This window comes from Taklimakanibacter albus, assembly GCF_016595235.1.
GTDB classification, from domain to species: Bacteria; Pseudomonadota; Alphaproteobacteria; order Rhizobiales; family Aestuariivirgaceae; genus Taklimakanibacter; species Taklimakanibacter albus.
In genome coordinates this window covers 658,318-677,782 of the sequence record NZ_JAENHL010000007.1, presented here as the reverse complement: position 1 = coordinate 677,782, position 19,465 = coordinate 658,318, and the positions used below count along the sequence as shown (strand labels likewise).

The 19,465-nt window shown below is 62.7% G+C and carries 18 protein-coding genes and 1 tRNA gene; 8 read left to right on the top strand and 11 right to left on the bottom strand.

What is annotated here, in order from left to right:
• Nucleotides 1-6 precede the first annotated feature (6 nt).
• The 5 genes from JHL16_RS14815 to rsgA all read right to left on the bottom strand — a co-directional run bounded on the left by JHL16_RS14815 (nt 7) and on the right by rsgA (nt 5,409).
• Nucleotides 7-735, bottom strand: a complete 729-nt coding sequence (locus tag JHL16_RS14815; RefSeq protein WP_200185604.1) for a sulfotransferase-like domain-containing protein — start codon at nt 733-735, stop codon at nt 7-9.
• Entirely contained in the window at nt 735-1,670 is a 936-nt protein-coding gene (locus JHL16_RS14810; protein WP_200185603.1) for an aminotransferase class IV, read from the bottom strand. Before JHL16_RS14810 ends, JHL16_RS14815 begins: the two co-directional genes overlap by 1 nt.
• Nucleotides 1,667-3,577 (bottom strand): monovalent cation:proton antiporter-2 (CPA2) family protein, encoded by a 1,911-nt coding sequence (locus JHL16_RS14805; protein ID WP_200185602.1) that lies wholly within the window; start codon nt 3,575-3,577, stop codon nt 1,667-1,669. The genes JHL16_RS14810 and JHL16_RS14805 overlap by 4 nt, the downstream gene beginning before the upstream one ends.
• Nucleotides 3,567-4,187, bottom strand: coding sequence for an NAD(P)H-dependent oxidoreductase (locus JHL16_RS14800; protein ID WP_200185601.1), 621 nt, complete (start codon nt 4,185-4,187; stop codon nt 3,567-3,569). The genes JHL16_RS14805 and JHL16_RS14800 overlap by 11 nt, the downstream gene beginning before the upstream one ends.
• Nucleotides 4,188-4,353: 166 nt before the next feature.
• Nucleotides 4,354-5,409: a ribosome small subunit-dependent GTPase A gene (gene rsgA / locus JHL16_RS14795; RefSeq protein ID WP_200185600.1), complete on the bottom strand. Its 1,056-nt coding sequence runs from the start codon at nt 5,407-5,409 to the stop codon at nt 4,354-4,356.
• Between the two features lie 226 nt (nt 5,410-5,635).
• On the opposite strand from rsgA, the gene JHL16_RS14790 reads away from it, so the two are divergent.
• Nucleotides 5,636-6,091, top strand: a complete 456-nt coding sequence (locus tag JHL16_RS14790) for a nuclear transport factor 2 family protein (protein WP_200185599.1) — start codon at nt 5,636-5,638, stop codon at nt 6,089-6,091.
• Between the two features lie 41 nt (nt 6,092-6,132).
• On the opposite strand, the gene sciP is transcribed toward JHL16_RS14790, so the two are convergent.
• Nucleotides 6,133-6,408 (bottom strand): CtrA inhibitor SciP, encoded by a 276-nt coding sequence (gene sciP / locus JHL16_RS14785; protein WP_137858205.1) that lies wholly within the window; start codon nt 6,406-6,408, stop codon nt 6,133-6,135.
• A gap of 180 nt (nt 6,409-6,588) precedes the next feature.
• On the opposite strand from sciP, the gene mnmA reads away from it, so the two are divergent.
• The 4 genes from mnmA (at nt 6,589) to JHL16_RS14765 (ending at nt 10,554) form a co-directional block, all read left to right on the top strand.
• Nucleotides 6,589-7,794 (top strand): tRNA 2-thiouridine(34) synthase MnmA, encoded by a 1,206-nt coding sequence (mnmA, locus tag JHL16_RS14780; protein ID WP_200185598.1) that lies wholly within the window; start codon nt 6,589-6,591, stop codon nt 7,792-7,794.
• Between the two features lie 26 nt (nt 7,795-7,820).
• A complete protein-coding gene (locus JHL16_RS14775) occupies nt 7,821-8,468 on the top strand; it encodes a class I SAM-dependent methyltransferase (protein WP_200185597.1) in 648 nt (215 codons plus the stop codon).
• Nucleotides 8,468-9,040, top strand: a complete 573-nt coding sequence (locus JHL16_RS14770) for a class I SAM-dependent methyltransferase (RefSeq protein WP_200185596.1) — start codon at nt 8,468-8,470, stop codon at nt 9,038-9,040. The genes JHL16_RS14775 and JHL16_RS14770 overlap by 1 nt, the downstream gene beginning before the upstream one ends.
• A 116-nt stretch (nt 9,041-9,156) precedes the next feature.
• Nucleotides 9,157-10,554 carry a GSU2403 family nucleotidyltransferase fold protein gene (locus JHL16_RS14765; protein WP_200185595.1) on the top strand — a complete coding sequence of 466 codons (1,398 nt, stop codon included), beginning with the start codon at nt 9,157-9,159 and terminating at the stop codon, nt 10,552-10,554.
• 12 nt (nt 10,555-10,566) lie between these two features.
• Here the strand turns inward: JHL16_RS14765 and JHL16_RS14760 are convergent, their stop codons facing one another.
• Together JHL16_RS14760 and JHL16_RS14755 are read right to left on the bottom strand one after the other, a co-directional pair.
• Nucleotides 10,567-11,571 carry a protein NO VEIN domain-containing protein gene (locus JHL16_RS14760; RefSeq protein WP_200185594.1) on the bottom strand — a complete coding sequence of 335 codons (1,005 nt, stop codon included), beginning with the start codon at nt 11,569-11,571 and terminating at the stop codon, nt 10,567-10,569.
• A gap of 306 nt (nt 11,572-11,877) precedes the next feature.
• A tRNA-Met gene (locus tag JHL16_RS14755) sits at nt 11,878-11,954 on the bottom strand.
• 272 nt (nt 11,955-12,226) lie between these two features.
• On the opposite strand from JHL16_RS14755, the gene JHL16_RS14750 reads away from it, so the two are divergent.
• Both JHL16_RS14750 and JHL16_RS14745 read left to right on the top strand, forming a co-directional pair.
• Nucleotides 12,227-13,369, top strand: coding sequence for an aromatic ring-hydroxylating oxygenase subunit alpha (locus JHL16_RS14750; protein WP_348647215.1), 1,143 nt, complete (start codon nt 12,227-12,229; stop codon nt 13,367-13,369).
• A gap of 13 nt (nt 13,370-13,382) precedes the next feature.
• A complete protein-coding gene (locus tag JHL16_RS14745; RefSeq protein WP_200185593.1) occupies nt 13,383-13,745 on the top strand; it encodes a cupin domain-containing protein in 363 nt (120 codons plus the stop codon).
• 5 nt (nt 13,746-13,750) lie between these two features.
• On the opposite strand, the gene JHL16_RS14740 is transcribed toward JHL16_RS14745, so the two are convergent.
• From JHL16_RS14740 to JHL16_RS14730, 3 genes are all read right to left on the bottom strand, one after another.
• Nucleotides 13,751-16,594: a S8 family serine peptidase gene (locus JHL16_RS14740; protein ID WP_200185592.1), complete on the bottom strand. Its 2,844-nt coding sequence runs from the start codon at nt 16,592-16,594 to the stop codon at nt 13,751-13,753.
• Nucleotides 16,595-16,804: 210 nt separating this feature from the next.
• Entirely contained in the window at nt 16,805-17,716 is a 912-nt protein-coding gene (gcvA, locus tag JHL16_RS14735) for a transcriptional regulator GcvA (RefSeq protein ID WP_200185591.1), read from the bottom strand.
• Nucleotides 17,706-18,773, bottom strand: coding sequence for an LLM class flavin-dependent oxidoreductase (locus tag JHL16_RS14730; RefSeq protein ID WP_200185590.1), 1,068 nt, complete (start codon nt 18,771-18,773; stop codon nt 17,706-17,708). Before JHL16_RS14730 ends, gcvA begins: the two co-directional genes overlap by 11 nt.
• A gap of 178 nt (nt 18,774-18,951) precedes the next feature.
• On the opposite strand from JHL16_RS14730, the gene JHL16_RS14725 reads away from it, so the two are divergent.
• The gene (locus JHL16_RS14725) at nt 18,952-19,446 is read left to right on the top strand and encodes a flavin reductase (RefSeq protein ID WP_200185589.1); all 495 of its coding nucleotides are present in this window, start codon (nt 18,952-18,954) and stop codon (nt 19,444-19,446) included.
• Nucleotides 19,447-19,465: the final 19 nt, after the last annotated feature.

Sequence of the window (19,465 nt, the reverse complement as noted above, 5' to 3'; positions counted from 1 at the left end):
TAGGCTCTAGCTCAGCTTGTGATCCCGCAGGCGCTGGTAATGAGGCTGAGCCGCCTCGGCGATCCTGGCCAGATGCGGGCTCAACTCAATGGGCCGGTTCTCCGGCTTGGCGAAACCGGTCGATGCCCAGACCGCATTGTACCAATGCGGCGCCCAGACGCCGTCGAAGCTTTTCGGGCCCTTGGGCCAGCTCAGCATGTGGTCGTCGAAGGGAATGGCGCAGGCCGCGCACAGCCGGCCGAGGGTGCGCCGGGGGTCGGCCAGCACATCATCGGCGTCGATGACGGCGGGGGCGCGGCCCAGATGATCGGCGACGAGGTCGAAGATCTCGGCCTGCTCGACGAAGCCGATATCGCGCAAGGAAACATCCGCCCATTTGCGCGTATAGCTCGCCAGGACACGCTCGGGCCGGCGGATGAGAAAGGCGTTGGTGAGCGGCAGGATCCAGGCGCGGTCGAAGCCCTTCAGCATGTGATGCGTCATATGCTTCTGGTAGACGACGCTCTTGCCGTCCGGCGGCGGCGCGAGGCAGGCCTTGACGAGCCTGTCCCAGTCGCTCTCGTGATGGGCGATGATCTCGTCGCGCATCGGATGGTCGTTGCCGTGGTTCTTAAGCGCGAAGGCGTAGAAAGGCTCGTCCCAGGCGAAACAGTCCGGCCGGTTGCCGAAGGAATACATCATCGCGGTCGAGATGTTGCGCGGTCCCGACCACATGGCGATGGTGACGGATTTCATCAGAGGGCGCGCTTCGCTTCGCGTTTGGCCAGCGCCTTGTAGAGGCCGGTGAGCCGTTCCGTCATCGGGCCGATGCCCGTCCAGTCGCCCTTCGGCGCTAGTGGATGGGCGACGATACGGCCGTCGATCTCGCGCACCGGTACGAGGCCGGCGAAAGTGCCGGTGACGAAAGCCTCATCGGCGCCATAGACGTCATAGAGCGAGAACTGCTTCTCGAAGACCGCAATGCCGTTCTCCCTGCAGGCGCGGATGACGGCCGAACGGGTAATGCCCGGAATGCAATATTGGCCGCTCGACGTCCACACTTCGCCGCGACGAACGATGAAGAAATGCGTCGAGTTGCAGGTGGCGACGAAGCCCAGAGGATCGAGCATCAGCGCCTCGTCGGCGCCGGCATTCATCGCCTGCACGCAGGCGGTGATGCAATTGAGCTTGGAATGCGAGTTGAGCTTCTGGTCCTGCACGTCGGGCGCGCCGCGGCGCACATTGACGGTGTGCAGCTTGAGGCCTTTGGCCACCACCTCCGGCTTCGGCGACTTCCATTCCGGAATGATGACGATGGTGGCGGGCGAAATGGTGGCGCGCGGATCCTGATAGGGCGTCGCCTTGACACCACGCGTGACCATCAGGCGGATATGCACGCCGTCGGTCATCCTGTTGGCGTCGAGACAGGCGAAGAGGCGCGCCACCAATTCGTCCGGCGTGAGGCCGATATCCATGAAGATCGCTTTGGCGCCTTCATAGAGCCTTTCAATATGCTCGCGCAGAAAAGCGATGCCGCCATCATGAAGGCGCAGGCCTTCCCACACGCCGTCGCCCAGGATGAAGCCCGAATCGAAGACCGAGACCACCGCCTTGGCGCGCGGCAAGAGCTCGCCATTGACCGAGATCAGGATGTTCTCGTTGCGCGGGTCGATTTTAAATTCTTGCGTCACGATGCGGCCTTCTCCTCATTCTCGCTCATGCTGCGCGGATCGCGCGCGGCGTCGTTCTGCGTGTCCCAGGACCGGTCGGGCGCCAGTTCCGGGCGGGGGCGCTGGTCGCCCGACAGCACGCGCTCGATCTCGGCTTGCGCGGCGCGCGAAATGTCGATGATGGTGTCGATGTCGCCGGCATGGCGGGCGGAGCGGCGGATCAACGCCTCGTCATGCTTGCGGAAAACCTGCAAGGCGCGCGTTGCCTCGTACGGATGGGTGCCGAGCGCCACCAGCGCGTCTTCGGCCATGACGAGGGACGAGTCATAGACCTCGCGATAGACATGCTCGACGCCGGCATTGAACAGCGCATAAGCGTGGGTGCGGTCGAAGGCGCGGGCGAAGATCTCGAGATGCGGAAAGCGGCGCTTCGCCGTTTCGACGATCTGCAGGATCTTGTCGCGGTCGTCGATGGCGACGACGAGGATCTTCGCGTCCTCGGCGCCGGCGGCCGCGAGCAGGTCCTCGCGCGAGGCGTCGCCATAAAAGACCTTGAAGCCGAAGCGGCGGAGCGCATCGATCTGCTCGGCATCGTGGTCGAGCACCGTGGCGCGTGAGCCATTGGCGGCGAGCACGCGGCCGACCGTCATGCCGAAGCGGCCATGTCCTAAGATGATCGCCGAAGATCCCGCGGGATCGATGCGGTCGGCCTCGCGCTGGAAGCCGTAGCGCTCGAAACGCGGCTGGATCACTTTGGCATCGAGCATCATCAGCAAGGGGGCGATGGCCATGGAGAGCGCTACGATGGCGACCAGCATGCTGGCCTGCGCCACCGCGAGAAGGCCGAGCCCCGCGGCAAAGGAGATGAGCACGAAAGCGAATTCGCCACCTTGCGCCAGCGAGAAGGAGAACAGCGAGGCGCGCGGCGGCTTCATGCGGGCGAAGCGGGCGATGGCATAAAGCACGATGAGCTTGAGGGCGACGAAAGCGAGGACGCCGCCGAAGATCAGGCCGGGCTCGCTGGCGATCAGCTTGAAATTGATGCCGGCACCGACGGCGATGAAAAACACCGCGAGCAGAAGGCCCTTGAAGGGATCGAGATCCATCTCGATCTCATGGCGGTATTCGCTTTCGGCGAGCAGCACGCCGGCGAGGAAGGTGCCGAGCGCCGGCGACAGGCCGACCATTTCCATGAGCAGCGTGATGCCGACGACGAGCGCCAGCGCCAGCGCGACGAAAATCTCGCGCAGGCCCGTCATGGCGATGAGGCGGAAGAGGGGGCGCATCAGATAACGCCCGGCCAGCACGATCATGGCCACCGCGGCGAAGACGACAACCGCCTGTTGCCAGGCGGGCAGGCGGGCAATATGGCCGGCCTCGCCATGCGCGACCTCGCCGCCATTCACCGCCAAGAGCGGCAGCAGCGCCAGGATCGGGATGACGGCGATGTCCTGGAACAGCAGCACGGAGAACACCGACTGGCCGCCCGAGGTCTTGAGCTGGCCGCGCTCGGCGAGGCTCTGCAGCACGATGGCCGTCGAGGACATGGCCAGGATGAGGCCGATGGTGAGCGATGTCTTCCAGGCGGTGCCGCACAGGATCAAGGCGACGGCGATGGTGGCGGCCGTGCCCACCACTTGCAGGCCGCCGAGCCCGAGGATCGGCTTGCGCAGGTTCCACAGCTTGGAGGGCTGCAGCTCGAGGCCGACCAGGAACAGCATGACGATGACGCCGAATTCGGCGAAATGCATGACATCCTCGCCCTCGCTGCCGATGAGGCCCAGAACCGAGGGGCCGATCAGCATGCCGGCGATGAGATAGCCCAGAACCGAGCCGAGGCCGAGCCGCGTGGCGATCGGCACCGAGATGACCGCGGCGCCCAAATAGATGAAGGCGCCGAGCAGGAAGCTGTCGAGGCTAAGTTGCATGGCGCTTCTTGTGAGACCGATGCCCCTCGAAGGCAAGCGGCAGGCTGTAGCCCTTGGCCAGGCGGTGCATCGGGTCGATATGGCCGTCGCGCAGGCCTTCGATGAGGCCCAGATAGTCGCTGGTCCTGAGCGCCAGGTCCTCGCTCGTCATCCAGCGGCCGGCGAAGACGGCGAAGGGTTCGAGATAACCCATGCCGCAGAGATGGGCCGACTGGTTGAACGGGCTCAGGAGCTCGGCGATCTCGAAGCGGTTGCGCCCGCCATGATGGTAGGCGGTCTCGGCACCACCGGTCGAGATGGCATTCATCAGGAACTTGCGCTGCAGATGGGTGCCGCCCGGCCCATATGCCCAGCCGATCTCGAGGACGCGGTCGAGCCATTCCTTGACGATTGCCGGCGCGGAATACCAGTAGAAGGGATGCTGCAGCACGATGACGTCATGCTCCAGAAGCAGCTCCTGCTCGCGCGCCACATCGATCATGAAATCGGGATAGGCGGAATAGAGATCGTGAAAGGTGATGCCGGGCAAGGTGCTGACGGCGTCATAAAGCATGCGCTGGACGAGCGAGCGGGACAGGCGGGGATGGGCGAAGAGAATGAGGACCTTCATGCGTGCCTGAAGATAGAACCAAGCCTGAAGCATGAAAAGGCCGTTCGCTCGATACTCCGTTACCCCGACGAAAGTCGGGGTCCATTGAATTCGTACAATGCGAGCAGCGCCTGTCGCATGGAGGCTTTTGTGGATCCCGGCTTGCGCCGGGATGACGGTTCTTTTCTCAGAATTCCCGACGCTCCTGTTTCGCCTTCATGACGCTTTTGGCCATCTTGCCGAATGCCTTGCTGCGGGCGCGCCGCTCGGCGAGGCTTTCATTGTTGTGCGCTTCCTCGGCGGCGAGCTTGCGCCAGCGTTTGAGACGATCGGGATCGAGGGGGCCGTCGGCGGTGGCCGCGATGATGGCGCAGCCCGGCTCGCCATCATGCCGGCAATCGCTGAAGCGGCAGGCCTGGGCCAGCGCCGCGATGTCGGCGAAGACGCCGTCTATCCCCGAAGCCGCATCGGTCAGCTGCAATTCGCGCATGCCCGGCGTGTCCATCAGCCAGCCGCCGGCGGCGAGGCGATGCAGCGCGCGGCCCGTCGTGGTGTGGCGGCCCTTGTCGTCATCACCGCGAATGGCCTGCGTCACAATGGAATCGCCGCCGGTCAGCGTGTTGACGAGCGTCGACTTACCGACGCCCGACGACCCCACGAAAGCGACGGTCTGGCCTTTCTTGCACCAGGGCAGCAGACAGGCGGTGCTTTTCGGATCGCGCGCATCGACAATCTCGACGAGAAGGCCGGGCAGGAGCCGCGCCGCCTCATGCACATAGTCTTCCGGCGTCTCGCTGAGATCAGCTTTGGTGAGGACGACGACCGGCATGACCTCGGCGTCTTCGGCGAGGACGAGATAACGCTCGAGACGCGCTTGGTTGAAGTCCTGATTGCAGGACGAGACGATGAAGAGCGTGTCGACATTGGCGGCGATGAGCTGCAGCTTGCGCGCCGTGCCGGCGGCGCGGCGCTTGAACAGGCTGCGGCGGGCAAGAAGACGGCGCGCCCGGCCGAGGGCCGGGTCGAGGAGCAGCCAGTCGCCGATGGTGGCGTGGGATTGGTCGTCATCTTCATCGGCGATGAAGGGTGCGATGGTGGTGTCGAGGCCAACGCCCAAGACCTCCAGTCGGTCACGGTGAACCGCCATCACGCGGGCGGGGATGAGAGGCGTATCGGGATCGAGTTGCGCGGCGAAATAGCCGCTCCAGCCGAGTTCGGCGAGATCGAGAATTGCGGAATTCATTTGTGCACCAGCTACGGCGCCTCATGCGAGGCGCGCATGGACGATCGGACCTGCCAAAGCAGGCTCCGGTTTCAGGCTGGGCGGACGGAAGGAAACGTTATCGCTGCGGACGGGCCGCGGCGGGCGTCAGAATGCTTTCCGGATGGCTCCAGCCAAACGGGACAAGAGGACAATCATTCAGGCCTCCTTTCAAAAAAACATCGTCAGGCGCTAATATGTGACGGAAATGAGCGCTCCCCGCAAGCCCCGCGATGTTTTTCTGGCCCTGGTCAACGGCCTGTGCGACGGCCATTTCGACGATGTCGTCAAGCTTTATGCCGAGAGGACCGATATCTCGCATCCCTTCGATCCCTTACACGGCGAACGGCTGACGAGCCGGGCTCAGCTTACGGAGCATTTCTCGCGGCGTCCGGTGCGCAAGACGCTCGCGGCGCGGCCGAGCAACATCAAGGTGCATGAGACCAGCGATCCGGAAGTGATCGTGGCCGAGTTCGCTTATGCCGGCACCAATCTCGAAACCGGGGCGGCCTTTTCCTATCCCTGCATTTTCGTGATGCGGGTGCGCGACGGCGAGATCGTCGAATCGCGTGATTATGTCGATCATCTGGGATCGGCCGAAGCGCGCGGTGGCCTTGCCAGTCTCTTGAATGAGATCGGCAAACACCGCTCCAAAAACGAATAGGGCCTGCAACTGCAGGCTCATTCATTTCCCGGAAGGATGCGCTACTGGCGGTATTGCTGGATGCGCGTGGTGCGCAAGCCGGCGAGCCCATGCTTGTCGATCGAGCGTTGCCAGCTCAGATATTCCTCGACAGTCAGGGTGTAACGATCGCAGGCTTCTTCGAGGCTCAATAGCCCGCCCCGGACAGCTGCCACGACTTCCGCCTTTCGGCGGATGACCCAGCGCTGGTTTCCGGGGGGCGGTAAATCCGCAATGGTCAGCGGACTGCCATCGGGCCCAATGACGTAATTAACGCGGGGACGCAACTGACCGTTCATCACCATACTCGACTGGGGTACTCAAAACTCACTACGGGGGTGAGCGTAAGTGTCTTCACTTAAAATTGGGCTAAGCAGTTCCGAACAATTTGCAAATCTCGAGCGCCTTATGCGCCAAATCAGGACAGGTACGTCAGTTTGACGTTTACAAGCGAGGGACGAGCCGCCATCTATCCGCCCATGACCCAGTCCGACGGCCTCCTTGAGCATGTGCGGGCGACGATCGGCCTGCCGGGCGAGCCCGGCTCGACCCGGATCGTCTGCGCCATGTCGGGTGGCGTCGATTCTTCCGTAGCGGCAGCTTTACTCAAGCGGGCCGGCTATGATGTCGTCGGCATCACGCTCCAGCTCTATGACCATGGCGAAGCCGTTAAGCGGAAGGGCGCCTGCTGCGCCGGCCAGGACATTCACGATGCCCGCCGGGTGGCGAGCCAGCTCGGCATTCCCCATTATGTGCTCGATTTCGAGAGCCGCTTCCGCGAGGCAGTGATCGACGATTTCGTCGACAGCTATGTCAATGGCTTCACCCCGGTGCCCTGCATCCGCTGCAACCAGACGGTCAAATTCGCCGACCTCCTCAGCCGGGCCCAGGACCTCGATGCGGCGGCCCTGGTCACCGGACACTATATAGAGAGCCGCCCGCGCCCCGACGGGTCGGGCCGGCGCGACCTCTATACCCCTGCCGATATCGCCCGCGACCAGAGCTATTTCCTGTTCGCGACGACCCAGAAGCAGATCGACTATCTGCGCTTCCCCCTGGGTGCCTTGCCCAAGAGCGAAACGCGCCGGATCGCCACCGAGATCGGCCTAGCGGTCGCCGACAAGCCGGACAGCCAGGATATCTGTTTCGTCCCGGAGGGCCGTTACGGCGATCTCATCGCCAAGCTCCGGCCGGACGCCGCCGAGCCCGGCGATATCGTCCATCAGGACGGCAGGGTGCTCGGGCGCCATAAGGGCACGGTCAATTTCACCGTCGGCCAGCGGCGCGGCCTCGGCATTGCCGAGGGGGATCCTCTTTATGTAGTGCGAATCGAGCCCGAGACGCGGCGTGTGGTGGTGGGACCGCGCGAGGCGCTGCTGCGTCACGACATCGCGCTCTCCCAGGTCAACTGGCTGGGTGAGCAGCCGATCGATTCGCAGGGACAGTCGATTTTTGCTAAGATTCGCTCGACTCGGCCACCGGTCGAGGCGGAGATCCGCCGGGCGGAGGACAGTGTGCTTGTCGGCATTGCGCAGGGGGAATATGGCGTTTCGCCGGGCCAGGCTTGCGTTCTTTATGAAAAGCCCGGGCCAGGGGCCAGGGTTCTGGGGGGCGGCTTCATATCCCGGGGTTTTCCAACGGCTGGAAATAGGCGCTTGCCAGAAGCCTTGTCCGTTGTCACATAATCGGGAAACGGGAGCAGGAGAGAGAAATGCAGGGCAATGCCCGCGCGCTCGCTGAGATCGACAACCACGACGTGATGCGTGCCTATCGGCGTTGGGCGCCGGTTTATGACGCAACGTTCGGCAAAGTGGTCGAAGCAGGCGTCAAGCAAGCCACCTCCCTCGTCAATCGCTATCACGGCAAGGTATTGGAAGTGGGCGTCGGCACCGGCCTGTCGCTACCCCATTACAAGCACACGCTCAAAGTCACCGGCATCGACCTGTCGCCCGACATGCTGATGCGGGCACGCGAACGGGTGCAGCGCAAGCATCTGCGCCATGTCGATGCGCTTCTCGAGATGGATGCGACGGCGCTCGATTTCGAAGACAAGACCTTCGACGTGACCGCCGCCATGTTCGTGATGACGGTGGTGCCGGATCCGGTGCAGGTGATGAACGAGCTCATCCGCGTCACCAAGCCCGGCGGCCATATCCTCATCGTCAATCATTTCAGCATCGACAAAGGCCTGCGCGCGGTGGTCGAGAAGAGGCTGGCGCGCTTCTCAGATATTCTTGGCTGGCGGCCGGACTTCCCGGTCGAGACGCTGATGGTCAGCGGCAAACTCAAGCTCGAAGAACGCCGGCCCTTGAAGCCTTTCGGTTTCTTCACCTTGTTGCGGTTTCAGCGGCTCACCTGATGGGTAATCACGAAATGCTGTTCTGGCGGCGCTATCTGCGCCGCCCGCTCGGTGTTGGGGCGGTGGCGCCCAGCGGTCCCAGTCTCGCCAAGGCAATGGTGGCCGCGCTGGCTCCCGGACCCGGCGATACTGTCGTGGAGATCGGACCGGGCACCGGACCCTTCACGCGTGCACTGCTCGCCGCCGGCGTGGCGCCCTCGCATCTCATCCTGATCGAGTTCGACAAGGAGTTCGTGCGCCATCTGCGCCACAAATTTCCGGGCGTCACCGTTGTCGAAGGTGATGCCCAGGAGCTGCCGCGGTTGCTGAAGGAGCAGGGGCACGACAAGGTGCCCTGCATTCTCTCGGGCCTGCCGCTCCGCAGTATGCCCGAACACGTGCGCGTCGGCATCTCGCGCGCCATGGCGGCCTCACTCGCGGATGAAGGACGGCTCGTCCAGTTCAGCTATCTGTTCGGGCCGCCGATCGACAGGGCGGAATGCCGGGCTGCCGGCCTCAAGGCCCGCCGGGCCAAGGCGATCATGGCGAATATCCCGCCGGCTTTCGTGTGGCGGTACAGCCGGAGCCAGTGACGGTAAGACCTGTAACTGTATTATACGCATTCCTGTTTTTGAGTATAACTAGGCTGGCTATTGTCGGGAAAATTGGTTATACTCATCCCGCAGGTCGCGTATAAAAGGCGTCATAAGTGGCAGTTCCCTCGCTCGTTGCGCAGACAATCTATGCCGAATTGCTCGATCGCTGTGCCAATGCGGCATTCGACGAGGCGTTCATCGAGGAAGGCGCTTTTACCGCTAAGATGATTAAGGGGCGGCGCTATTGGTATTTTCAGGTTGGGGTCGGCGCCGCGCGTAAACAAAGATATGTGGGGGTCGAGACGCCTGAACTCTTGGAGCACATCGCCCGTCACCGAGAGGCGCGCAACGACGCACGCGAACGTCGGGCGCTGGTCTCTACGCTGGTGAGATCATTCAACATGCCGCGCCCCATTCCGCAGATCGGCGACGTCACCGCCGCCCTGGCCAAAGCTGGCGTTTTTCGTCTCCGTGGCGTGCTCGTAGGGACTGTCGCATACCAAACATATTCGGCGATGCTGGGGGTCAGACTCGCCAATGCTCTCCTGGAGACCGGCGATGTCGACATCGCTCAGTTCAAGAATGTGTCACTGGCCGTAGAGGACAATACTCCCTCCGTGCTCGAAACCTTGCGGGGTGTCGACAAGACATTCAGGGCGATTCCAAATATGCTCGATGGCCGGCGGGTAACGAATTATGCGGCCAAAGGCGGCTTGCGAGTAGACTTTCTTACGCCAAATGAAGGCGAAGAAACCGGTCAGCCGCAATCATTGCCGGCGCTGCAAACGGATGCACAGCCGTTGCGTTTTCTCGACTTCCTCATCCATGATCCGGAGCCGGCAGTACTTCTCCATGATGCCGGTGTCTTCGTCCAAGTCCCCGCGCCGGCGCGCTATGCCGTCCACAAGCTGATCGTGTCGAGTCGGCGTCGTGATGGCACCGCCAAGCGAGACAAGGATATTCGTCAGGCCGATATATTGCTCACCGTGCTTGCTGAGAAAAGACCTCACGAGCTCAGGCTCGCCTGGGAAGAGGCTCATGGGCGTGGACCAAGCTGGCGCAAACTGCTCCTCCAAGGGCTGAGCGTCATCAGTGCGAGCGCACGAGATCTGACGCTCAAGACGACTGATCTTCGACGACTAGCCATTCCCGGCCTCGACCTGACGTTTTCCAGTCCCCCGGTTCGGTATGACTTCTCTAGGGACATCGTGATGTTTGAGGGCGAAGCGCTTGGAAGCGCGGTTTCCTGCGCGATCAGCCGTGAGGCGTTGGATGACCATTTCGGATCCAGTGGACTGGATCAGCAGGGACGCCTCGACAGCGTCTTGAGAAGTAGATCCAAGATCGAGTTTATGGCCCGGACCAAATATCGGTCATGGCCGATTGAGGAACCGGGCAAGGTTCTGATCAAGACCGAGGACGTTCCGGAATTGTTGAAGGAGCCTTCTGCTTCGAAATCAGCGGATAGATCGGTTCGCGCGAAGCGTGGACGGCACGCAGACGGCAAATGAGCGGGCCGATGATCAGTTTTCCGGCTCTGGAATGAATGAACCAACATACACGTAGGGTTCGAGATCGAATGCCTGCTTCAATCTCTCCGCATTGTATGCGTTGATAGTCGGAGCGTCGGAGAGCGCGGATGTGACCAAGACAAGACGCCATGCCGGATTGGATTGTAAGCCCTTTTCATGCTCGTTCCGGGTTAGGAAGAACTGGGGGGATGAACTGGCCGTGCCCTTCACCTCGACATGCAGCTCCGACCTGCCCTTCGTAAAAACGAAGTCGTGACCACAAGGCAGATGCGTCACACGCTTGTAGCTGTATCCCCTCATCTTGTAGTGCGCGATGACTGCGCGTTCGGCTGCTTTCTCAACCTTCTTGCGATGCTCTGGCGTGCCGAAGCTCTTCAAGGGATCGGCCGCGTCGAGGTCAGGATCGGGTGCCCTTTCTTCGTTCGGGTTCTTGATCGCAAATGTAGCCATCGCCTTCAGGCGATCTTCGAGAAGCTTGAGCACACGCCTCTTGGTGTCGTTGACGGGCACACCGGGTCCTGCGAGGAATGAGTACTTTCCCTGCCTGATGGAAGAGTCCGAGAATGGCCTGACTCGATGTTCGGGCGGAACGAAGTATGCGGTTTTGCTGCTGATGCAGTACGACCAGTCATAGGCCTGGTGAGCTACATCCCTTCTCTTCTTGGTCATGCCAGCAGGCGGATCAAGCCACTCACCATGCAGCGTGGCGTCGTTGTACCAGCCGATGATATGGACACCGGTGCGCTCTGGGTTCTTCGCAAGACAGATCACCGTCCAGCCATGCGGGTCATCGTTTGAAGGCGCGTACTCCTTTCTTTGTGGCGGAACGTAGCAGTAATAGGTTCCACCTGGTCCTGGATCAAAGTTGAATGCCTCGTGCCCGCGACCTTCATTCTTCTTATCTCTAATGTCGTTGAGCCACCCAAAGTTACCGTCGACAGAGCCGCCACGGTAATACTGTGACCAGCCGAATTTGACCCAAAGGACCTTCTTCATGAGCCGTCTCCCTCAACCCACCGTCAACTTCGAGAAACCGCTCTCGATTTTCAAGTGCGATGCCTGATCCGCGCAGACAGCATGGTCAGGGAGTAGTTTGGAAAGGATTATGGGTGGGGCGCTTTGTTGACGTGGACCTGCCGGTACAGTCGACGCCTAGATTTTGCTACTTTAGGTATTTTATCAGTTTTTCGCACCCCAATGGCGGAACTGACCGAGAAGGCATATGCTAAAAGCGGACCCCCCGGCAGTCGCTGGATGCCAGATGAGTATTAATCAAGTAAAACAATGCTTTATTGAAAGTATTGGTAGCGGAGGAGGGAGTTGAACCCCCGACCCCAGGATTATGATTCCCGTGCTCTAACCAACTGAGCTACTCCGCCCCAAGATCGTGACGGCGATATAGGGTTGGGGAGGATGGCAAGTCAAGTCATGGCGCAGCCTTTCTGCGTTTGCCCATATGCGATTATGGGAAGGTACCCCTCCCTTAGATGACCGGCCGAATTCGGATAAGATTCGGGGTCGGGGGTTCAACGCGCTGTAGCGCTACCAATATGTGCCTCGAGAGGTGTTTCTGCATTCTGATTGACAGTTCAATCAGAATTCTGACAGGCTGACATCATTCACCGCCCCAGCGAGGGAGGAACCAGTCCCCGTGAACAAGCCGCATTCGCCCGTTCCGTCTTCGCCGCTCCTCGATCATTGTCCGGCGACCCTGCCGGCCGTCGCCTATTACGACGCGGATCATTTCGCGCGCGAGCAGAAGATGATCTGGGCGCGCAACTGGGTGTATGCGGGACGCGCCAACGACATGGCGGCGATGTCGATGCGGCGCCTTTCGGTGGCGGGCGAGAATCTGATCCTGGTGAAGGATGCCGAGGGCGCCTTCACCTGTTTCCACAATACCTGCCGGCATCGCGGCGCCGAGCTCTGCGCGGCGCCTGAGAGGCGGCTCAAATCGAAGCTCATCGCGTGCCCCTATCACGGCTGGACCTATGACCTGAAAGGCCGGCTGGTGCGCATGCCTTTCGTCTCCATCACGCCCGACTTCAAGAAGGAGGAGCAGGGACTCTTCCAGGTTGCGGTGAAGGAGTGGAACGGCTTCGCCTTCGTCTGTCTTGCCGATGATCCGCCCGACTTCGACAGTGTTCCGGGCGCCGGCCGCCTCGACAACTGGCCGATGCGCGATCTCGTGACCGGCCATGTGATGGTCAAGGAGATCGCCTGCAACTGGAAGATCTTCTGGGAGAACTACAATGAATGCCTGCACTGCCCGGGCATTCACCCCGAGCTGTCGGCCATGGTGCCGGTCTATGGCAAGGGTTACATGGCGGCGAATGAGGCGCCCGACTGGACGCCCGACACGCCCCTGCCGACGCATCAGCTGAAAGACGGAGCGAGCACCTGGTCGATGACCGGTGAGCTCTGCGCGCCACCTTTCCCCCGCCTGACGCCTGAGCAGCTCGCCGCGGGCTCGCATTTCGTGACCTTGCTGCCGACGATGTATATCGTCGCCCATGCCGATTTCGTGCGTGCCGTTTCGCTCACGCCCCTGGGGCCTGAGCGCACCGAGCTTCGCGCCGAGTTCCTGTTCGCGCCCGATGCGCTCGCGGCGCCGGGCTTCGATCCGAAGCCGGTCGTCGATTTCGCCACGCTGGTGATGGTGCAGGACGGTGCGGCCTGCGAGATGAACCAGCGCGGCCTGCATTCGAGCCGCTACCGCCACGGCACGCTGATGCCGCAGGAATTCGAGGTCCACCGTTTCCACGAATGGATCCGCCGCCACGATCAGAATTGAGGAGAGCTACGCCATGAAACAAGTGAAGCCGGAAGACCGGCGCGTCGCCAATATCCACTCGGCCAGGTTCGAGCCTTTCGTCTATCCGGACGGCGAGGCGCTGGGCGACGGCATATTGCAGCTCGCCGACGACCTGCCGCTCGGCACCGGCTTCCATGTCTATCGCATGCCCGCCGGCATGACGACGCGGCCGCATCGGCACAATGGGCATGAGCAGTTCCTCATTCTCGAAGGCGAGCTGATCGAGAATGACGGCACGGTGTTCAAGACCGGCGATCTCGTCTGGTTGCGCGATGGGACCGAGCATTGCTCCCACACGCCCAATGGCTGCCTGCTCGCCGTGCATATCGCAGGACCCGAGATCGCCGTCGACTGAGATCGTCAGCGCCGTCCGGCCTTCTTCTTGACCGGCTTCTTCTTGGCCGGTGGTTTCTTCTTCTTGGCCGGGAAGAAGGATCCGAAGGCGGTGAGATCGATAAGCCCCGGCTTGCTGCCCGCCGCCGCGGCGATGGTGGCGAGATCATGCGCGAGATTCTGGCGCAGCACCTCGCCGCCGAAATGCAGCCCGCCCACGCCATAGGGCGCATGGAGGCTCAGAACCGCCGAGCCGGAATTGCCGCCGAGCGTGGTGGCGTCATGGCTGAAAGCCCAGCCTATCTTGTCGCCGGCGACCGAACCCGGCTGATTGAGGATGCGTCCGGGGCAGACATATTTCATGCCGTAATCGTCACCGAACAGCTCGAAGAAGCGATCCCAGATGGCAGTGGACACTTTGCCGGTGTCGGGGTCGATCGCGGCCTCGCGCGGCGGCGCCGCCGGATAACCCGCCACGACGAGATTCGATTTCGCGCCGGCGCCGGTCAATAGCGGCGCGCGGCCGGCCGCCTTGGGCAGTGCCTTGCCGGCCTTGTTGGTCGTTTCGACTTCCAGGATCGCGACATCAAGCTTGGCGAGGTCGACATAGGGACCGATGCGTTGACGGCCGGCGGTCACGATGCTCTTGACGGCGAAACGCCGCGTGTCGTCCTGGGCTGCCTCGTCGAAGCAGATCGACACGTCGCCATTGAGCAGGAAGCGCTGCTTGCCGCCCGCCGCCGGCATCGGTTCGGCGAAGACGTCGATGACATGCCGGTTGGTCATCACGAGGCCCTTGCCGATGACGGTGCCGGTGCCGACATGGACCTGGCCATCCACGGTCTTCACGTCGATGCGGCCGACGGCATCGAACAGCGGCTTCAGTGCGTTACGGGCCGGGCCCAGGGATGCCGCCCAGTCGCCGAGCTGCGGATCATCGGGATCGACCATTCCCTTGACGATGCGCAGCGCCGGCCTGCCGGTGAGCAGGACGATGGCCTCGGTGGTGGCGCGCAGCATTTGCGCGGAACGTCGGCCAGGGGAGGCGCCGGTCGCCAGTGTGGTGACGACTTCCTCTGCGTCCGTCATGAATTCGCGATGCCTGCTTGCTGCCGATTCCGTGGCCGCCGACTTCGAGGCTCGGAAATTCAGCGCCTTCTCGATACGGTCGAGCATCTTCTGCGGGCCGGCTTCGGTGACCATTCCGCTGACGGCGCTTTCCGGCGAAGACTGTGCGCCTGCGAATCCCGCCGGCGATGCTTCGGGGACGCGCGGACCGACAAAAGCGGTGCGTGGGCCGTGGGCGGCGGAGCCGGGCTTTTTGTCGCTCGGGATGGGTTTTGCCGGCTTGTGCAGCGCCTTGGCGAGCGCATCGCTGGGACGCGGTGGTGTGGCGCTTTCGAGCGCGCCGGCGCGCTCGGGGATCTGGCGCTGGATGCGGTCGGCGGCAAGATAACCCGCCTCGGCGACGAAGCGCGGATGAGCGCCGGCCGATTCCAGGATCTTGGCGCCGGGATTGGCTTCGGGTACCGGCGCCGCGGCTGGAATGGCGGCGAGAGGCAGCTTGAGCAAAGCGAGCGCATCGACGATGCCGGCGCCGAGCGAGTTCGACGGCCAGTTGGCGGGCTTGCGCACCGTCTTCTTGACGGCGGAGCGGAACAGCTCATGCACCGTCGTGCCGCGCTTCGTGGCTTCGGTGCGCACCGCCGGAACGCCGTGGCGCGCCAGCCACAAAGCCGCGCAGCCTGCAGTCAAGGCGACGGCGAAGGAGGTGCCCTGGCCCGGCTCCACCAGCGCCTTGTTGGTGTCGGCGGGTCCGTTGCGGCGGGCGATATAGACATTCTCGGCGGGGGCGGAGACGTCGACCTTCGAGCCGTGCGACGAGCCCTTCCACTTCTTGTCCTTGTGATTGACGCCGGCGACGGCGATCACGTTTTTGTCCCAGGCCGGATAGACCACGAAGGGGACACAGTTGCCGGCGGCGGCGAGCACGATCATGCCGGCCTTGACGGCGCGCTCAATGGCGCGCTTCAGGTCGGCGCCTTCGATGGGACCGCCGAGGCTCATGGTGATGACATGGCAACCCTGCAGGCGGGCATGGTCGATCGCCGCGGCGACGGCGCCGCCGGCGCCGATGACCACATTGTCGATGCAGCGGACGGGAACCAAAGTCGCGCCCGGCGCGCTGCCGATGATCGACAGCGAGGCGCGGCTGACCGCGACGCTCGATGTCCCGGTGCCGTGGCCCGGAGACGACATGGAAGACGACAGGGGATCGATCGGGAGGCCCGAGCCCGCCAATATGTCCTTGCCCTTGGCGAGATCGAGCGCGGTGTCGAGCTCACGGTGGTCGGCGACGCCGGTATCCGGCTGGCCGATCAGGATGCCTTCGCCGCGGGTATTGAAAGCCGACCAGGCCTGATCGGCCTTGATCGCCTGGACCGCCCAGCGCTGCTGCGTCGGCGCCGCCGCATTGGACTTGCACAATGTCCAGAATATGCCGCCGATCGATTCCGGCGACTGGCGCATCAGATCATCGTCGGGAATCCAGCCCGGATCGACATCGGGCACACAGGATTCGAGATCGAAATCATCGACCAGATGCTGGGCGACGTCGAACAGGAAGCTCGATGACTGCTGGCGGACAACGCCCGGGAACTGCAGCACATGGATCAGCGGGTCTTCACCGGGTGGAAGCGGGAAGAACTGGAACCGGTCGCTGCCGATGAGGGCGCGCAAGAGGCGGCGCTCGCGGGTCTTGTTCGGCTTGGTCTTGTATTCGAAGGTGAAGCGCAAGATGCCAGGGGTCAGAACCTCAGGCTGGTTCGGCATAGCCGCCTTGCCCGCGGCTTTGAGGAAATCGCGGTACATATCTGCCCACTCCAGTTGCGCCCTCTGTGGCTATGGATTCGGCACGGTACGAAATTCGCGGATTTTCTTGGCGGTGGAAGGCGATAGCTACAGCGCAGCTGCAGCCTCGTTTCCCGGACGTGTTCTTATGAGATGATTATTACCCAAGGATACATCAGGCGCGGCCAATTGAAAAGGGCATTGCCGCGTTTCGGGCCGAAAACCCGCTCATCATGCTGTCACCTCACCCAACAACCATTCGCGAAACAGCGAAATTTTCGGCTTGTCGCGCATGTCGAGATTGCAGAGCAGGTGGAAGCGCTCAGGGAGATCGATCTCACTGCCGGCGATGGGGACGAGTCTCCCGGCCTGCACTTCAGCCTCGACCAGGAGCGGTGTTGCGAAGCAGATGCCCTGTCCCTGGAGAGCCGCATCGATCATCAGACCGGCATCGCCGAAATAGAGCGTGTCGGCGAAGCCCGTCTCGCCAAGCCCCGCAGCTTCCGCCCAGAGCGTCCAGTGCGGCTGGTGGATGACCTGAAGAAGGGTGAGGTGGCGCAAGTCTTTCAACGTCGCGCCGGCGGGCGTCCCGTCGAGCAAGGTCGGGCTCGCAACGGCCAAGGCGGCGCCGCCGCCGATCGGGTCGGCATGCATGCCGTCCCAGTCGTCGCCGCCCCAGCGAATGGCGACATCGATGTCCTGGCGATTGAAATTGACCGGGTCGGAGGAGCTCAGCAGCGTCACCCGGATATTCTCATGGCGATCCATGAAACGCTTAAGGCGCGGGGCCAGCCATTTGGAGGCGAAAGCCGGCGCCGCGTTCACGCTCAATATCGCAGGCGCGGTGGGGTCGGCGAGCTTGCCGCAGGCGCGGCCGATCATGTTGAGCGCCTCCGACACCGAGCCGGCAAGTGCCGTTCCCTCATGGGTGAGCTCGAGGCCACGCGGCAGGCGGCGGAACAGCCGCACATCGAGGAATTCCTCGAGCTGGCGGATCTGCTGGCTGACGGCCGACTGGGTGACGAGCAATTCCTCGGCGGCGAGCGTGAAGCTCAAATGACGCGAGGCGGCATCGAAGGCGCGAAACAGATTGAGCGGCGGAAGCCGTCGCGCCTTGCCGGCAGCGGGTTTATCAAGCGGCATCGGCGAGGCCTCGTGCCTTGAGCACCGGCTCGAGCAGCTGCAGGACCTCCGCCCCGAAACGCTCCATCGAAGCGAGGGTTTCTTTTCGACCAATGCCGGCGAGGCCCATGAAGCAGGAAAGATGCGTCGGTTTGAGCGCGGCGATCTCGGCGGTGAGCTTCTCGGCGCAATATTCGGCGCCGCCGATGACGGCATGGGCGAGAAAATCATCGAGCGGCGGTTCGTCATGGAACGGCATCAGGCGCACGAACGGCCCGTCCTTATCAACGGCGGCCCCCCTCAGATTGTGCTCGGCGCGCGACAGATTGCGCACGCATTCGACGGCATGCAGCGCTTCGCTGCGATCCTCGGTGACATAGATAAAGCGCTGTACGGCAAGCGGCATGTTCTCCGGATCGCCGCCAGCCCCGGCCCAGCCGTCGGCGATTTGTCGGCGTTTCTGCAGAGCTGCCGCCAGGCCGCGGTGACCGAAGCTCATGAAGGGCGTGTGGCCGCCACGGGCGGCGCGCGCGACAATCGCGGGATTGGTGCTGACCGCGAAGATCTCCGGCAGATCGAGACCGAAGGGCCGCATCGGCAATTCGGTCGGCGCGATCTGGAAGAATATGCCTTTGTGCGCGATGGCGCCGGTACGCAGGCCCTGCTCGAGAATGTCCCAGATCTCGAGCACCATGTCGTGCTTGTGCCGGGGATCGATGCCGAAACGGTCGAACTCGTAGGGCTGATAGCCACAGCCGAGGCCGAGCGCCAGACGGCCGCCGGTCAGAAGATCGGCGAAGGCGACCTCCTGGACGAGGCGCAACGGATTGTGGAAGGGCAATGGCAGCACACAGGGTCCCAAGCGAATACGTTTCGTCGTGGCGGCGGCGCGTGTCACCATCATCAGGGCATCAGGGCAGATCGAGTGATTGGTGAAATGATGCTCGGCGAACCAGGCGATGTCGAAATCGAGATCCTCCGCCATCGTCACCATGTCGAGCGTGGTCTGGATGACCGAGGCGGGCGAGGTGTTGCGGTCATAGAGCCCCATGAGGCTGAAGAGACCGAGCTTGATCATATGGCCATATCTCCTCTCTCCTCGCCTATCACGCCGCAAGGGCCGGCCCAAATTAGTTAAACTCCGTATCTTACGAGGCATTAGTTCCTCTTATGTCGCCGCCGTCAGCATTTGCGCTTATGCGACCATTATTATTTTGCGTTTGCGCCCTTCGCGTCGTCGGCAAATATTGAATGTCATGGACAAGACTCGCACCGACTTCATCTCCGCAATGCGCCAGCTGGCGAGCGGCGTCAGCGTCGTCACCACCGACGGGCCTGCCGGGCGCGCCGGCCTCACCGTCAGCGCCATGTGCTCGCTGTCCGCCGATCCACCGGCACTTCTCATCTGTATCAACCGGCAAAGCCGGGCGATGGCGACGTTGCGCCGCAACGGCGTGTTCTGTGTGAATGTTCTGGCCATCGAGCAGATGGAAGTCGCGCGCATCTTTGCCGGCCAGGCGAACACGTCCGATGGCGATAAGTTCGCCAGCGCGCGCTGGGAACAGCTCGTCACGGGTGCGCCCGCGGCCCAGGATGCGCTCGCCGTCTTCGACTGCCGGATCGCGCAAGGCATGCCCTATGGCAGCCATGACATCCTGATCGGCGCTGTGGCCGAAGCCCGCATGCGCGAAGGCCGGCCGCTCGTCTATTCCAATCGCGCTTATGGCGGGGTCGCGCCGGTGGCGGTCTAACCACTGGCGGGCGGAGAAT

Excerpts from the sequence above, each read along its gene's own strand:
- JHL16_RS14815 (WP_200185604.1), bottom strand. The coding sequence starts at position 735 with ATGAAATCCGTCACCATCGCCATGTGGTCGGGACCGCGCAACATCTCG.
- JHL16_RS14805 (WP_200185602.1), bottom strand. The coding sequence starts at position 3,577 with ATGCAACTTAGCCTCGACAGCTTCCTGCTCGGCGCCTTCATCTATTTG.
- JHL16_RS14800 (WP_200185601.1), bottom strand. The coding sequence starts at position 4,187 with ATGAAGGTCCTCATTCTCTTCGCCCATCCCCGCCTGTCCCGCTCGCTC.
- rsgA (WP_200185600.1), bottom strand. The coding sequence starts at position 5,409 with ATGAATTCCGCAATTCTCGATCTCGCCGAACTCGGCTGGAGCGGCTAT.
- JHL16_RS14790 (WP_200185599.1), top strand. The coding sequence starts at position 5,636 with ATGAGCGCTCCCCGCAAGCCCCGCGATGTTTTTCTGGCCCTGGTCAAC.
- sciP (WP_137858205.1), bottom strand. The coding sequence starts at position 6,408 with ATGAACGGTCAGTTGCGTCCCCGCGTTAATTACGTCATTGGGCCCGAT.
- mnmA (WP_200185598.1), top strand. The coding sequence starts at position 6,589 with ATGACCCAGTCCGACGGCCTCCTTGAGCATGTGCGGGCGACGATCGGC.
- JHL16_RS14775 (WP_200185597.1), top strand. The coding sequence starts at position 7,821 with ATGCAGGGCAATGCCCGCGCGCTCGCTGAGATCGACAACCACGACGTG.
- JHL16_RS14770 (WP_200185596.1), top strand. The coding sequence starts at position 8,468 with ATGGGTAATCACGAAATGCTGTTCTGGCGGCGCTATCTGCGCCGCCCG.
- JHL16_RS14760 (WP_200185594.1), bottom strand. The coding sequence starts at position 11,571 with ATGAAGAAGGTCCTTTGGGTCAAATTCGGCTGGTCACAGTATTACCGT.
- JHL16_RS14745 (WP_200185593.1), top strand. The coding sequence starts at position 13,383 with ATGAAACAAGTGAAGCCGGAAGACCGGCGCGTCGCCAATATCCACTCG.
- JHL16_RS14740 (WP_200185592.1), bottom strand. The coding sequence starts at position 16,594 with ATGTACCGCGATTTCCTCAAAGCCGCGGGCAAGGCGGCTATGCCGAAC.
- gcvA (WP_200185591.1), bottom strand. The coding sequence starts at position 17,716 with ATGCCGCTTGATAAACCCGCTGCCGGCAAGGCGCGACGGCTTCCGCCG.
- JHL16_RS14730 (WP_200185590.1), bottom strand. The coding sequence starts at position 18,773 with ATGATCAAGCTCGGTCTCTTCAGCCTCATGGGGCTCTATGACCGCAAC.
- JHL16_RS14725 (WP_200185589.1), top strand. The coding sequence starts at position 18,952 with ATGGACAAGACTCGCACCGACTTCATCTCCGCAATGCGCCAGCTGGCG.